This is a genomic window from Bacteroides sp. (assembly GCA_036351255.1).
GTDB lineage: Bacteria > Bacteroidota > Bacteroidia > Bacteroidales > UBA7960 > UBA7960.
Genome location: JAZBOS010000052.1, coordinates 105,002 through 119,496, shown reverse-complemented (window position 1 = coordinate 119,496; position 14,495 = coordinate 105,002). Strand labels below are relative to the sequence as shown.

The following is a 14,495-nucleotide window of genomic DNA, read 5'->3' as shown; positions in this document are numbered from 1 at the left end:
CCAGGGTTCAGGTTCAGAGTTCAGACGTAGTTCAGACGTAGTTAACACGTAGTTCAGACGTAGTTTAAACGTTTTTGCACGTCTGAACTACGTCTTATCTACGTGTAAAATACGTTTTAACTTTGAGCCTGTAACGAGCCTTTTTTGGTCCGGTGCCGAATCTGCATTGCTGCTCCCCAACTAAAAAGGGTCTCCGGGGAAGGCTTGTGAGCCGCAAAAGGGATTATGCCGCTTAGAGAAAAATCACCCGGGTCCTGTTTTATCAATAACTTTTCTTCCTTTAGCGATTTTCCCTTAATTTTACGATATCAATACGGCCGAAATGCAAAAACCCGATCATAAGCCTGAAAGGATGTATTACTCTATAGGCGAGGTGGCCAGGATGTTTAAGGTCAACACTTCGCTGATTCGATTCTGGGAAAAGGAATTCGATATCATCCAGCCATACAGGAATAAAAAAGGCAACCGCTACTTTACCCCAAAGGATGTGGATCATTTTCACCTCATTTACCATTTGGTTAAAGAACGCGGATACACGCTGCAAGGGGCCCGTGAAAAACTTAAGGACAACCCCCGGGACGTGCAGCGCGATTTTGAAATTGTGAAGTCGCTTGACAAGATTCGCGACTTCTTGCTTGAGCTGAAAAAAGAAATCAAACAGGATAATCATTAATTTTTTGAACCCATGATCGTAGTAACCGGTGCCGCAGGATTCATTGGAAGTTGTTTGGTTAACAAACTAAATAACAAGGGATATACGGATATCGTCCTGGTTGATGACTTTTCAAATCCTAAAAAAAACCTGAACCTGAACAATAAAGTTTTCCGGCAGAAAATTGACCGGGAGTTTTTTCTGGAATGGCTTCGAGACCATTACCGGGAAGTAAACTTTGTCTTTCACCTGGGCGCCCGGACCGATACCACTGAGACCAGGAAAGCCATTTTCGACAAACTGAATCTGAACTATTCAAAACATTTGTGGACTGTCTGCGCCCGTTTTGAGCTTCCCCTGGTGTATGCTTCTTCGGCAGCGACCTATGGCGCGGGTGAAAACGGCTATGATGATGATCATCAGCAGATCCCAATGCTAAAACCCCTGAACCTTTACGGGGAAAGCAAAAACAACTTCGACCTCTGGGCCTTGCAGCAAAAAGAAAAGCCTTATTTCTGGGCTGGGTTTAAATTCTTCAATGTATTCGGGCCAAACGAATATCATAAGGGAAGAATGGCCTCTGTTGTCTACCACGCCTTTAACAAAATTAAGGACACCGGGAAGATGGAACTTTTCCGCTCACACCACCCCGATTATAATGACGGTGAGCAAAAGCGCGATTTCATCTATGTCAAGGACGTAGTGAATGTTTTGTTCTACTTTTTGCTCCACAAAGAACAGCCGGGCATTTATAACCTGGGCACAGGAATGGCCAGGACCTTCCTCGATCTTGCAAATGCCACTTTCCGGGCTATGGACAAGGAGCCCGAAATTCGGTTCATTGACACCCCCGAAGACATCCGCGATAAATACCAGTATTTCACCGAAGCAAAAATGGATAAACTCAGGAATGTGGGGTATACGCTTCCCTTCTATTCACTGGAAGACGCCATTGCCGATTACGTTCAGGATTACCTGCTGCCAGGGACATATTATTGATCAGCGGCCGTTGTAATGGTGTTGGTGTGAGATCCCTTGTTTCGCCACATAATCAACCAGCTCAGGAAAAAAGGTCCTGAACTCGTTTTCAAAATCTCCATAATACAGCCTCAGGTCATCCACCGCATTCTCCATCCCCGACTTAAAGGGGGTACGCCTGGCCATTCCTTCGAAAAGTTGCTCCATGCTATCCAGGCTGGCATAATTAACCAGCCAGTTAGAGGATACCATATAGGGCAGCATATTTTTTGCCCTGACAGGTAAAAGAAAATAGTTTTTCAGCAGGACGTGGTAGGCTTCTTTAACAAAACGCGTCAGCGAATAACGGGAGTAATCACTCCAGTTCTTGGCCAGGTAATGATCGTAAAACATATCCACAACCACCCCGGCATACAGGCGATATTTGTTGCGCAGGCGGTTTTTGCTCTGGTCAACAATGGGATGGGTGTCGGTAAAGGTGTCAATCTTGCGGTGGAGCATGATGCCATCCACAATGCCCTGGTGGAAGTTGTCTATCTGGCGCCCTTTTACCATATCGGCGATAAAATTCCCCAGGAGAATATCCTCGTTTTCGCCGGAAAGGTAAATATGGGCCAGAAAGTTCATTAAATTCTATTAGTTTTCCTCCGAAAGATACAAAAATGCGTGCACTACTTTTTTAAGTAAACTCCTGAATTTTGGTTTTGTTTTGCCAATTTGCCAAAGTTTACCGGGCAGATGTAATTTTTTCTTTAGTTTTGCCAAACAACAAAAATTAGTCCAAAAAAATATAATCTGTAATAATTATGCAAAAAATGTTGTTATTGGGCGATGAGGCCATTGCACAGGCAGCCATTGATGCTGGCATGTCGGGCATTTATGCCTATCCTGGCACCCCGTCAACCGAGATCAATGAGTATGTAATGGCCTCCAAAGAAGCCCGCGAAAAAGGCATCGTGGCAAGTTGGTGTGCCAACGAGAAAACGGCAGCCGAAACAGCCCTGGGGATGTCGTATGCCGGCCAGCGCACGATGACCTGCATGAAACATGTGGGCCTCAATGTGGCCGCTGATGCCTTTATCAACTCTTCCATCACGGGAGCAAATGGTGGCATCATTTTCCTCGTGGCTGATGACCCGTCCATGCACTCCTCTCAAAACGAGCAGGACTCGCGCTTCTATGGCAAATTTGCCATGATCCCCATCCTGGAGCCCTCGAACCAGCAGGAGGCCTACGATATGGTACATTACGGATTTGACTTATCAGAAAAGTTTCAGGTTCCCGTGATGATCCGCATCACCACCCGCCTGGCGCACTCCCGCTCCGGGGTCGTGCGTAAACCTGCCCGCCCACAGAACAAGGCAGGACTACCCGCCAACCTCCGCCAGTTTGTATTGCTGCCAGCCATTGCCAGGAAGCAATACCAGAAACTGGTGATGAACCAGCCGATGTTCCTGCAGGAATCAGAACAATCCTCATTCAACGCATACGTTCCCGGTAAGGATAAGCGCATGGGAATCATTGCTTGCGGGCTGGCCTTTAACTATCTCATGGAAAACTACTCCGATCGCTCTGTTCCTTATCCTGTGGTGAAAGTGATGCAATACCCCTTGCCTGAAAAGCATATTCGCAAGCTCTATGAAGAATGTGACAGCTTACTGGTGCTGGAAGAGGGTTATCCCATTGCCGAAGAGATGATCAAAGGATTTCTCAATCTCGGGAAAACGGTAAAAGGTCGCCTGGACGGAACCCTTCCGCGTACCGGCGAACTCAACCCCACCCTCGTGGCTGCTGCCCTTGGAATAGCTCAGGAAGAAACCCTTGGCATTCCTTCGCTGGTGGCTCCCCGTCCGCCATCATTCTGCGCTGGTTGCCCGCATATCGACAGTTTTATTGACCTAAATGAAGTCATTGAGACCTATGGGAAAGGCAGAGTCTTTTCCGACATTGGCTGTTATACCCTCAGCGCTTTACCCCCTTATGAATCCATCAACTCTTGTGTGGATATGGGCGCGTCCATCACCATGGCCAAGGGAGCTGCCGATGCCGGACTGGTGCCTGCCGTGGCCGTCATTGGCGACAGCACTTTTACCCATTCGGGCATGACCGGCCTTTTGGACGCCGTAAACAGCAAGTCCAACATCACCGTGATTATCCTCGACAATGCCACCACAGGGATGACCGGCGGACAGCCCTCGGCCGCACTGGGCAAGATCGAACAGATATGCAAAGGCATCGGGGTAGAGGAAGACCACATCCGTGTCATCAAACCCTTGCGGAAGAAACATGAGGAGAATATGAAGGTCATCAGAGAGGAGATGGAATACGATGGCGTATCGGTCATCATCCCCCGCCGTGAATGCATACAGACCCTCAACAAACGCATGCGCGAGAAATTCAAGGAAAAAACAAAAGCCGCTGGAAAATAATTCAAAAACAGAAAAGCATAGCATTATGAAAATCGATATCATTTTAGCCGGTGTGGGCGGGCAAGGCATCTTATCCATTGCCGCCACCATTGGCTACGCTGCAGTGGAAGCGGGCCTGAATCTCAAACAGGCTGAGGTGCATGGGATGAGCCAGCGGGGTGGCGATGTGCAGTCGCACATGAGGCTATCTGACCAGGAAATTGCCTCCGACCTGATCCCCAAGGGAAAAGCCGATATGATCATTTCGGTCGAGCCCATGGAGAGCCTGCGATACTTGCCTTACCTGTCGAAGGATGGCTGGCTGATCACCAACACCAAGCCCTTCATTAACATTGACAACTACCCCGACGAGGAAGCCCTGAAAAAAGAAGTGCGCAAGGTTAAACACCACATTGCCCTTGATGCAGATGCCATCGCGACAGAACTGGGCAGCGTCAAATCAGCAAACATGGTCATCCTGGGTGCAGCATCCCCTTTCCTCGACATCAGTTATGACAAGCTCGAAAATGCCATTCATACCCTGTTTGGGCGGAAAGGCGAAGAAGTGGTGAACCTTAACCTGGAAGCCCTCCGCGCCGGACGAAAGTTCTCACTCGAAAACCAATAATAATTCCCAAGAAACCTGCCCATTACCGGGCAGGTTTTCTTTTTTTATTCCACTTCCCTTTCCTTAAAGAAATCTTTTTTAATCCATTAAACAAAAGCGGATTGAGTTGCATTTATTATTTAGCCGAAAGGCATAAATTATTACTTTTGCCAAACGGTAAAAAGGTCTTCCTTCGGGCTGACGTTTCAAAGACGGCCAGGGAATGAGCAAGCATGAGGCAATAAACATAAATCTTCATAAACTTCCACCTATTATGATTACCAATAACTTCATAAATCGCCACAACGGACTGCGTCCCGACGACGAGGCCCAGATGCTGAAAAAGATTGGCATTGATTCGGTTGATAAACTCATTGACAAAACCATCCCGGCATCGATCCGGATGAAAAAGCCCCTGGACATTGCTGACGGGATGAATGAATATGAGTACCTGAACCACCTGAAAGGACTTGGGGCAAAGAACAAGCTTTTCCGCACCTATATCGGGATGGGTTACTACAACACCATTCTGCCGGGGGTAATTCAGCGCAATATTCTGGAAAACCCGGGCTGGTACACGGCCTACACCCCATACCAGGCAGAGATCTCGCAGGGCAGGCTTGAAGCCTTGCTCAACTTTCAGACCGTGGTCTCCGATCTTACGGGGCTTGAAATTGCCAATGCCTCCCTGCTTGATGAAGGTACGGCTGCAGCCGAGGCGATGATCATGCTGCACAATGCCCGTTCGCGTGATGCTGTGAAAAGAGGCGCAAATAAGTTTTTTGTTTCTATCCGGGTGTTCCCCCACACCATCGACGTGCTCAAGACCCGCTCAGAGCCCCTGGGCATCGAGCTGGTGACGGGCTGTGCTGACGAGATCGAATTCGACGATACCTTCTTTGGCGCTTTGGTGCAGTATCCCAATGAGAGAGGGAAAGTTTCCAATTATGCCCCATTTGTGAAGAAGGCACAGGATGAGGGCGTACGTATTGCCGTAGCCGCTGATCTGCTCAGCCTCACCCTGCTGACGCCTCCCGGAGAATGGGGCGCTGATGTTGTGGTAGGTTCAACTCAGCGCTTCGGTGTTCCGATGGGTTATGGTGGTCCTCATGCCGGTTATTTTGCCACCAAAGAAGAGTACAAGCGCCAGATTCCCGGCCGGATCATCGGGGTCTCCATTGACGTGAATGGCGACTTTGCCCTTCGGATGGCCCTGCAAACCCGCGAACAGCATATCAAGCGCGAGAAAGCTACCTCCAATATCTGTACCGCTCAGGCCCTGCTGGCCACCATGGCCGGCATGTATGCGGCTTATCACGGCCCCGAAGGCCTGAAACAGATTGCCCGCCACATCAATATCCTGACAGGTGTGCTGGCACAGGAAGTGGAAAAATATGGCTTTAAGCAACTTAACCCCCACTTCTTCGATACTGTCCTCATTGAATTGCCCGGGAACATCACCGCTGACCAGGTGAACGAGCTTGCCCTGGAGAAGGAAATGAACTTCCGCAAGGTAGATGACAAGCTCATCGGTATCAGCCTGGATGAAACCACCGCCCTGGTAGATGTGAACGACATCCTTGAGGTGTTTGCCAAAGCAGCAGGAAAAGACTTTAAAGCCTTTGTCTGTGACCCGAAGGAATGCGAGAAGATCACTACAATTCCCGGTGAACTGGTCCGCACCAGTAAGTTCCTGACCCATCCGGCTTTCAATTCGTATCACTCCGAAACGGAGATGATGCGCTATATGAAAAAGCTGGAGAACCGCGACCTGGCGCTCAACCGCACGATGATTCCGCTGGGCTCCTGTACCATGAAACTCAATGCCGCCAGTGAATTGTTTGCCCTGAGCTGGCCTGAGTTTGGCAACATTCACCCCTTTGTTCCGGCAGAACAGGCTGAAGGTTATCATGAGTTGATCACACGGCTCGAGAAAGATCTTTGCGAAGTGACCGGTTTTGCCGGGATCAGCTTTATGCCCAATTCGGGGGCTTCAGGCGAATACGCCGGTTTGATGGTGATCCGTGCCTGGCACGAGAACCGTGGGGAGAGCCACCGCAACGTAGCCCTGATCCCTTCATCAGCCCACGGCACCAACCCTGCCAGTGCTGTAATGGCAGGTATGCAGGTGGTAGTGGTTAAATGTGACGAGAACGGCAACATCGACGTGGAAGACCTGCGCAAAAAAGCCGAAGAACATAAGGATAAACTGGCTGCCATTATGGTGACCTATCCTTCGACTCACGGAGTATTTGAGGAAGAGATCCTTGAGATCACCAAGATCGTCCACGATAACGGGGGACAGGTATATATGGACGGCGCAAACATGAATGCTCAGGTGGGTTTGACCAACCCAGCCATCTGCGGCGCTGACGTGTGCCACCTGAATCTGCATAAGACCTTTGCCATTCCCCACGGTGGTGGTGGCCCCGGCGTAGGCCCTATTGGCGTGGCTGAACACCTGCTGCCCTTCCTGCCCAACCACTCCCAGGTGAAAACCGGGGGAGAAAAGGGCATCCCTGCAGTTTCTGCGGCGCCCTTTGGCAGCGCATTCATTCTCACCATTACCTATGGATACATCAAGCTTTTGGGCGGACAGGGTCTAACTGAAGCCACCAAGGCTGCCATCCTCAGCGCCAACTACCTCAAAGCTGCTCTCGAAGCGCATTACCCAGTGCTTTACACAGGCAGGAACGACACGGTAGCCCACGAAATGATCCTCGACTGCAACCCCTTTAAGCGCAACGTGGACATTGATGCCATCGACATTGCCAAGCGCCTGATGGACTATGGCTTCCACGCGCCTACGGTAGCATTCCCTGTACCGGGCACCCTGATGGTGGAACCTACCGAAAGTGAACCCCTTTCAGAACTCAACCGCTTTGTGGAAGCTATGGTAGCCATTCGCGAAGAGATCCGCGAGATTGAAGAGGGCAAAGCTGACAAAGATAATAACGTGGTGAAGAATTCACCCCATACCGCAACAATGGTTATTGCCAGCGAGTGGAAATTCCCCTATAGCCGAGAGAAAGCAGCATTCCCCCTGCCATGGCTGGCCGAGATGAAGTATTTCACCCCCGTAGCACGCATTGACAATGCCTATGGCGACCGCAACCTGGTGTGTACCTGCGATCCCATCGAAAGCTATGATCAGCAATAACCCATTCTGCTGAATATCATTTAGCCGCTCCTGTATTAACTTGGGGGCGGCTTTTTTTATCCCTGCTTCAAAAAAAATTCTGATCCCATTAAACTTCCGCATCGGGCAATCGTCTTACTTATAATCTGCATATTTCTTACATTTGCAGTCATCGCCCCTCTGCACCCAGCGATAAAACCAAATGGAACAACAGGCAAAGAGAAAAAGGGAAGCCAGTCTTCTACGCACGTTCAGGCAAATTCACAGAATAACGGCTTCCCTGTTGTTCCTCTTCTTCTTCCTGATGGCCGTTACGGGCATCCTGTTGGGGATGAAGAAGCACAGCGGTGAACTCATCCAGGATAAAAACTACCAAGGTACCAGTACTGAGTTAAAGAACTGGCTCCCTCTCGACAGCCTGTATGCCAGCGCCTGCCAGGTCTTCCGCGATTCTGTATCACCTTCTCTGCCCCTTACCCTCGAACGAATGGATGTAAGAATGGATAAGGGCATGGTGAAATTTATCTTTGTGGAAGGTTTCTGGGGCATCCAGATCGATGGTACCACAGGCCAGCTGCTGCATATCGAGCGAAGACGGTCGGACTTCATTGAAAAAATCCACGATGGATCCATTGTCGATCATTATCTTGGTTGGAGAAGTGGCATCTTCAAGCTAATTTATACTACCCTCATGGGGATAGCCCTCCTGCTTTTTACCATCACGGGCTTCTGGTTATGGTATCGCCACAGGCAGATCAGGCGAAAAAACCGGTCAGACATTCAATAATCAAAATTCTCTTCTAAATCTATGCGCGCATTCTGGCTAATTTTCCTGCTTTGTCTTGCCAATGTCCTCAGCGCGCAGGTCATTACTATTAAGAGCCAGGAAAACAACCGCCCCCTGGAGTTTGTCAACATCATAACCCCTGACCTCAGCCAAACGACAACTACCAACGCTGAGGGGCAGGCCGAAATATACGAATTCACCGGCGCTGAGGTCATCCATATCAGCCTGATCGGATATAATACCCTCAAGACCAGCTACAGAGAGCTGGAGGGTATGGAGTTCAGGGTAAGCCTTATCCCTTCGGTTTTTTACCTCGACCAGGTGGTGGTATCGGCCAGCAGGTGGAGCCAGGCTTCCAGGGAAGTCCCCCTGAAAGTTGCTTCCATCAGCCAGGGACAAGTTATTTTGCATAACCCGCAAACTGCAGCCGACCTGTTAAACCTCTCGGGGCAGGTTTTCATTCAGAAAAGCCAGCAGGGCGGGGGCAGCCCGATGATCAGGGGCTTTGCTGCAAACCGCCTGCTGATTGCCGTCGATGGGGTGCGGATGAACAACGCCATATTCCGCAGCGGCAACCTGCAAAACGTGATCTCGCTTGATCCCTTTGCCATCGAACAGGCCGAAGTGGTGTTCGGCTCCGGATCGGTGATCTATGGCAGCGATGCCATCGGGGGTGTGATGAGTTTCTACACCCTGGCCCCTGAACACTCCACCTTCGAAAAAACACTGGTATCGGGCAATGTCACCACCCGTTTCGCCTCGGCCAATGGTGAGAAAACAGGACATCTTAACCTGAATATCGGGGGGAAGAAATGGGCTTCACTCACCAGCTTTTCCTACACTGATTTTAGCGACCTCAGGGTGGGCAAAAATGGTCCCGATGATTACCTCCGGGATGCTTACGTCATTCGTCAGGGACAGGAAGATATTGTAGTTCCCAATGAAGACCCCAGGCTTCAGCAACCCACGGGCTATGCCCAGGGCAGCCTGATGCAGAAGATCTCTTATCGCCCCAACGGGCACTGGGACCTCACCTATGGTTTTCAGTGTTCGGGAACCACCGACTTTGACCGCTACGACCGCCTGATCCTTTTTCGCAACGGAGAGCCCCGCAGTGCCGAATGGTATTACGGTCCGCAAGTCTGGATGATGAACAACCTGCGCCTGAGGAATTACCGAGCCACCCGTGCTTACGATCAGTTTACCGTCATTGCCGCCCACCAGAATTTCCGCGAGAGCCGTCACGACCGCAACTTCAACGAGGTTATCCTGAGAAACCGGGTAGAGAAGGTCAGCGCCTATTCTCTGAACCTCGATCTGAAAAAAACCCTCAGGGAAGGCCAGACACTGTTTTATGGTGCGGAAGCCATTCTGAATGACGTGCATTCTGAAGGCACGGACAAGAATATTCTGACACAGGGGGAAACGCCAGGCGCCCCACGCTACCCGATGGCAAGCTGGGCTTCTTATGCAGCTTACCTCACCTGGCAGCGGGAATTATCGAAAAAGGTAAGCCTGCAGGCCGGTGCCCGCTACAACCAGTACCTGCTTGAGGCGGACTTCGACACGACCTTTTATCCCCTGCCTTTTACCACTGCCAGGATCAACAAGGGCGCCCTCACCAGTTCTGCCGGGATCATTTTTAACCCCACTGAAGACTGGCGCATCCGGGCAATGGCCTCCACAGGATTCCGGGCCCCCAATGTGGATGATTTGGGCAAAGTGTTCGACTCAGAACCCGGTTCAGTAGTGGTGCCCAACCCCAAACTAAAGGCTGAATACGCATATAACTTTGAGCTGGGCTTCACCCGAACCTGCGGCGAGACCTTTGAGATCGACGTCTTCCCCTTTTTTACCTATCTTCAGAATGCCATGGTCAGACGTGAAGCCACCCTCAACGGGCTGGACAGCATCCCCTACGACGGGGTGATGAGTCGTGTATTATCGATACAAAACGCCGCCTTTGCCCGGGTTTGGGGCATACAGGCTGATTTCGAGCTATTGATCACCCCTCAACTCGAATGGTCTTCAACTTTCAATTACCAGAAAGGCGTCGAGGAACTCGACAATGGAGAACTCAGTCCATTAAGGCACGCCAGTCCGTGGTTTGGCACTACCCAGTTGGCCTGGACAGGACAAAAGTGGACCGCGACGTTATACGCCCAATTTAGTGGGGCTGTAACCTATGATAATCTGGCAGAGGAAGAACGCGGGAAGCCCTACTTATATGCCTTGGATACAAACGGGAATCCCTGGTCGCCTGCCTGGCATACCCTGAACTTTAAAATGCGATACCAGTTAAACCATCATTTCAGAGTTTCCGGAGGGATTGAAAATATCACCAACCAGCGGTACAGGCCTTACAGTTCAGGCCTGGCAGCACCCGGTACAAACTTCATCGTTGCACTGGAATATCAGTTTTGATGATCAGGGTTCAGTTTTGACCCTGGTAAAGGGACGTATTAATGTAAAGAATTTTAGCTCTCTTTGTTTAAAAACCCTAATTTTAAAAACCCTAATCGACAACCATTAAACACAAATCCAATTCACTATGAAGTCAACCAAAATCAACATGAAGACCAGCCTGATCATTCTGCTGGCATTAATGCTTATTTCGCCTTCCCTGGCATCAGGGCAGCGCAGGAATGCCTCCAGGGCCAATGAGGAAGCCAACGACAGCCTCATTGGCAGCAGCCTGGTGGCAGGACTAAAGTGGCGGGGGATTGGCCCGGCCTTTACTTCGGGCCGTATCGCCGACTTTGCCGTCAACCCCAACAACCACGCTGAATTTTATGTAGCAGTGGCCAGCGGCCATATCTGGAAAACCATCAACAAGGGGATCACCTTTACCCCTGTATTCGACAATTATGGTGCTTATTCCATTGGTTGCCTGGCCATGGACCCGACCAACACCAATGTGGTCTGGGCAGGCACGGGTGAAAACAACCACCAGCGGGCCCTGGGTTACGGTAATGGGGTTTACAAAACGGTTAACGGTGGCAAGTCATGGAAAAATATGGGGTTGAAAGACAGCCGCCAGATTGGCATGATCCTCATCGATCCCCGTGACTCTGATGTGGTGTATGTAGCTGCTGAAGGATCTGCCTGGGGACCGGGCGGTGACCGTGGCCTCTATAAAACCACCGATGGCGGAGAAAACTGGGAACGCGTCCTTTACATCAGTGAGGAAACCGGCGTGAACAACGTGATTTGCGACCCGCGAAATCCTGACATCCTGTATGCCTCCTCCGAACAGCGCCGCAGGCATGCCTTCACCAAAATCGGTGGTGGCCCTGAAACGGCCCTCTACAAGTCGGAAGACGCCGGCAAGACCTGGCGCAAACTTACCGATGGCCTTCCCCGCGAACATATGGGTGGCATGGGCATCGCCATCTCACCCCAGAATCCTGATGTGCTTTACGCCATTATCGAAGCCGCCAACGATGCCGGGGGCTTCTTCCGCTCAGCTAACCGCGGGGAATCCTGGCAAAAGATGAGCGACCACGTTTCCAGTGGTCAGTATTACAACGAGATCTTTGCCGACCCCGTCGAGTTCGATAAGGTATATTCCGTCGAAACCTATTCATTTGTCACTGAAGATGGAGGCAAGACCTGGTCGCGCGTAAGTCAGAGCAATCGTCATGTGGACGACCACGCCCTCTGGATCGACCCCACCAACAACCAGCACGTCATGATAGGCGGCGACGGTGGCGTCTATATTACCTATAACATCGACCAGGGCGAATGGCTTTTTGTCTCCAACCTGCCGGTAACCCAGTTCTACCGGGTGGCCGTTGACGATGCCGAGCCCTTCTACAATGTATATGGTGGCACCCAGGACAACAACACCCAGGGAGGTCCCTCGCAGAACACCCACCGGGCAGGTGTCTCGAGCGATGAATGGATCATCACCGTGGGAGGCGACGGTTTCTGGCCTGCCATCGAACCCGGTAACCCCAACATCGTGTATTCTGAATCGCAGTATGGCAACCTGGTGCGCTACGACAAGCAAAGCGGGGAACGCATCCGCATCCGTCCTGAGCCCCGCCAGGGCGAGGAAACCTATAAATGGAACTGGGACGCCCCCCTCATCATCAGCCCCCATTCACCCACCCGCCTGTACTTTGCCGCCAACAAGGTCTTCCGCAGCGACGACCGCGGCAACACATGGGAGGTGATCTCCGACGACTTAACCACCCAAACCGACCGCAACACCTGGCCGGTGATGGGAAAATTCTGGAGCATCGATGCCGTCGCCAAGGACGTTTCAACCTCTCTATGGGGCACCATCGTAGCCCTTGACGAATCACCTGTAAAGGAAGATCTGCTTTATGTGGGCACCGACGACGGGCTCATACAGGTAAGCGAGGATGCTGGGGAAACCTGGCGCAAGGCCGACAACTTCCCCGGCGTGCCCGAATATTCCTATGTGAGCGATGTGAAGGCTTCCCGCTTTGATGAGAGCGTGGTATATGCCACCCTCCGCAACTACAAGCGCGATGACCTCAAGCCTTATGTGCTGAAAAGTACTGACAAGGGTCGCACCTGGACCTCCATTTCGGCTAATCTGCCCGAAAACGGACCGGTACACACCATTGAACAGGACTTCGTGAAGGAAGACCTGCTCTTTGTAGGCACCGAGTTCAGTGTTTTCTTCTCCGTCAATGATGGACAAAGTTGGGTTCAACTGAAGTCAGGCCTGCCTTCCATAGCCGTTTACGACATCGCCATCCAGGAAAGGGAATGTGACCTGGTGCTGGCCACCTTCGGACGTGGTTTCTACATCCTCGATGACTATTCGCCCCTGCGTGAGATCACCCCTGAACTGCCAAAGGCCGACAGCCATCTCTTCAACATCAAGGATGCCAAGCTATTCATCCAAACCAGCAACAAATCCAGCCAGGGTTCCACCTATTTTACCGCGCCCAATCCCGAGTTTGGCGCTACCTTCACTTTCTACCTGAAAGAGGTTCCAAAACTCAGGAAAAACATTCGCCGTGAAATGGAGAAAAAGTTGTTTGAGGAAGGCCAGCCTATTCCCCAGCCCAGCATTGCCGAATTAGAGGCAGAAAGCAAGGAACTCCCCCCCTACCTGTTGGTGAACATCCGCGACAGCCAGGGTTCCATCATCCGCACCTTCACCCAGCGTCCTTCGAAGGGCATCCAGCGCTTCACCTGGGACCTGAGCTATGGCAACACCCGCCCACAGGCGCCCAACGAGTTTAACCCCCTGGCCCGTGACCGGGGCAGCGTGTATGTCCTTCCGGGAACCTATTCGGTAGAAATCGCCATGGTACATAACGGGGAGGTCAAGCCCCTGGCAGGCCCGGCCAACTTTAACGTCAGGGCGCTGAACAACACCACCCTGCCAGCTGCCAACCGGGCCGAAATGGTAGCCTTCCAGCGTGAGATCTCTGAAATTTCAAAGACCATGGTGGGTGCACAACAGCTGACCAACGATCTGCTCAGGGAAGTCACCGCCATGCGTCAGACCGCCTTAACCCTGCCCACGAGTCACGAAAACCTGCTTCCTTTGTTAAAGGAAATCAGCGATGAATTGGAAGAGATCCAATTAACTTTTAACGGTTACTCACCCAGGGCCAGCACGGAAGAGCTGCCTCCCCTCCCAGTGCCGCTCAACAGCAGACTGCGCGACGTGATCTATACCCAGATCAACAGCACTTCCGAAATCACCGGCACCTCGAGGATGCAGGTCGAGATCCTGAAAGAGGAATTCCCGCCTGTCCTGGAGAAGATCACCAACATTGCCCGCGTCAAAATGGTTGAAGCACGCAGGCTGATGGACCAGGCCAATGCCCCCTACACCCCCGGAAGAATTCCGGTTTGGAATTACTAAAGAATTGTTATTCAATTCATTGATTAACGAATAAAACGACCCCCTGCCTCCTAAGGGTAGGGGGTTT

General features: G+C 51.3%; 9 protein-coding genes. 8 read left to right on the top strand and 1 reads right to left on the bottom strand.

What is annotated here, in order from left to right:
* Positions 1–322 precede the first annotated feature (322 nt).
* Together V2I46_04890 and rfaD are read left to right on the top strand one after the other, a co-directional pair.
* Positions 323–673, top strand: coding sequence for a MerR family transcriptional regulator (locus V2I46_04890; GenBank protein MEE4176827.1), 351 nt, complete (start codon positions 323–325; stop codon positions 671–673).
* A gap of 12 nt (positions 674–685) precedes the next feature.
* Positions 686–1,651 (top strand): ADP-glyceromanno-heptose 6-epimerase, encoded by a 966-nt coding sequence (gene rfaD, locus V2I46_04885; protein ID MEE4176826.1) that lies wholly within the window; start codon positions 686–688, stop codon positions 1,649–1,651.
* On the opposite strand, the gene V2I46_04880 is transcribed toward rfaD, so the two are convergent.
* Positions 1,652–2,257 carry an ACP phosphodiesterase gene (locus V2I46_04880; GenBank protein MEE4176825.1) on the bottom strand — a complete coding sequence of 202 codons (606 nt, stop codon included), beginning with the start codon at positions 2,255–2,257 and terminating at the stop codon, positions 1,652–1,654.
* A 179-nt stretch (positions 2,258–2,436) separates the two neighbouring features.
* Between V2I46_04880 and V2I46_04875 the strand changes: the two genes are divergently transcribed.
* The 6 genes from V2I46_04875 (at position 2,437) to V2I46_04850 (ending at position 14,428) form a co-directional block, all read left to right on the top strand.
* Positions 2,437–4,059, top strand: a complete 1,623-nt coding sequence (locus V2I46_04875; GenBank protein MEE4176824.1) for a thiamine pyrophosphate-dependent enzyme — start codon at positions 2,437–2,439, stop codon at positions 4,057–4,059.
* 25 nt (positions 4,060–4,084) lie between these two features.
* The gene (locus tag V2I46_04870; protein ID MEE4176823.1) at positions 4,085–4,666 is read left to right on the top strand and encodes an indolepyruvate oxidoreductase subunit beta; all 582 of its coding nucleotides are present in this window, start codon (positions 4,085–4,087) and stop codon (positions 4,664–4,666) included.
* Positions 4,667–4,919: 253 nt separating this feature from the next.
* Entirely contained in the window at positions 4,920–7,805 is a 2,886-nt protein-coding gene (gcvP, locus tag V2I46_04865; GenBank protein ID MEE4176822.1) for an aminomethyl-transferring glycine dehydrogenase, read from the top strand.
* 181 nt (positions 7,806–7,986) lie between these two features.
* Positions 7,987–8,571 (top strand): PepSY domain-containing protein, encoded by a 585-nt coding sequence (locus V2I46_04860; protein MEE4176821.1) that lies wholly within the window; start codon positions 7,987–7,989, stop codon positions 8,569–8,571.
* Positions 8,572–8,592: 21 nt separating this feature from the next.
* Positions 8,593–10,995, top strand: a complete 2,403-nt coding sequence (locus V2I46_04855) for a TonB-dependent receptor (protein ID MEE4176820.1) — start codon at positions 8,593–8,595, stop codon at positions 10,993–10,995.
* 127 nt (positions 10,996–11,122) lie between these two features.
* Entirely contained in the window at positions 11,123–14,428 is a 3,306-nt protein-coding gene (locus tag V2I46_04850; GenBank protein MEE4176819.1) for a hypothetical protein, read from the top strand.
* Positions 14,429–14,495: the final 67 nt, after the last annotated feature.

Excerpts from the sequence above, each read along its gene's own strand:
- V2I46_04890 (MEE4176827.1), top strand. The coding sequence starts at position 323 with ATGCAAAAACCCGATCATAAGCCTGAAAGGATGTATTACTCTATAGGC.
- rfaD (MEE4176826.1), top strand. The coding sequence starts at position 686 with ATGATCGTAGTAACCGGTGCCGCAGGATTCATTGGAAGTTGTTTGGTT.
- V2I46_04880 (MEE4176825.1), bottom strand. The coding sequence starts at position 2,257 with ATGAACTTTCTGGCCCATATTTACCTTTCCGGCGAAAACGAGGATATT.
- V2I46_04875 (MEE4176824.1), top strand. The coding sequence starts at position 2,437 with ATGCAAAAAATGTTGTTATTGGGCGATGAGGCCATTGCACAGGCAGCC.
- V2I46_04870 (MEE4176823.1), top strand. The coding sequence starts at position 4,085 with ATGAAAATCGATATCATTTTAGCCGGTGTGGGCGGGCAAGGCATCTTA.
- gcvP (MEE4176822.1), top strand. The coding sequence starts at position 4,920 with ATGATTACCAATAACTTCATAAATCGCCACAACGGACTGCGTCCCGAC.
- V2I46_04860 (MEE4176821.1), top strand. The coding sequence starts at position 7,987 with ATGGAACAACAGGCAAAGAGAAAAAGGGAAGCCAGTCTTCTACGCACG.
- V2I46_04855 (MEE4176820.1), top strand. The coding sequence starts at position 8,593 with ATGCGCGCATTCTGGCTAATTTTCCTGCTTTGTCTTGCCAATGTCCTC.
- V2I46_04850 (MEE4176819.1), top strand. The coding sequence starts at position 11,123 with ATGAAGTCAACCAAAATCAACATGAAGACCAGCCTGATCATTCTGCTG.